Origin of the sequence: Pseudoalteromonas sp. NSLLW218, assembly GCF_015864775.1 — a bacterium.
Classification (GTDB): Bacteria; Pseudomonadota; Gammaproteobacteria; order Enterobacterales; family Alteromonadaceae; genus Pseudoalteromonas.
The window spans coordinates 1-568 of the sequence record NZ_JADYWO010000044.1; the positions used below are offsets into that span (position 1 = coordinate 1).

Below are 568 nucleotides of genomic sequence, written 5' to 3' on the forward strand. Positions count from 1 at the left end.
TTGTATGGATAATAAACCCATAAATTAATTAATACTTTAACCAAGTTCGGGTAATGTGAGGCCCAAGCTTTGGCTGCAACCAAAGCCTTTTATACAGTAGTTCGATTGATTGAAGGCTCCTCTATTGAGAGACCGATAACAAGAAAGAACGCTGTATAAACTCCAAGCATTAAACTCGGATAGTCAACGGGGCCTCGAGCCCGAATCGCAAGGCAGAGTCAGCTTATTATGAATACACTCAATAATCAAAATGAAATTAACGTCGGTGTCGATACAGGTAAAACTCAACTCGATATTTACATCCGACCTTTAGATATATATTTCACCGTAGAAAACAATGACGGCGGCATTAAACACGCTATAAAAACACTAAAAAAGCACCCAATAACGCGTGTTACTATTGAAGCAACTGGGCGCCTTGAACACCCCTTTATTATGGCGTGTGCTCAAGCGAATATCCCTTTCGTTGTTGCTAATCCCGTTAATATTAAACGTTTCGCAGGCGCTATTGGCCAAAAAGCAAAAACAGATAAACTTGATGCGCAACTCATCGCTCATTTTGGTGAAG

General features: G+C 40.3%; 1 protein-coding gene. It reads left to right on the forward strand.

From position 1 onward, the window contains the following. Window positions 1-228 precede the first annotated feature (228 nt). A partial coding sequence (locus I6E80_RS20350) for a transposase (protein ID WP_024600113.1) occupies window positions 229-568 on the forward strand: 340 nt, incomplete at its 3' end.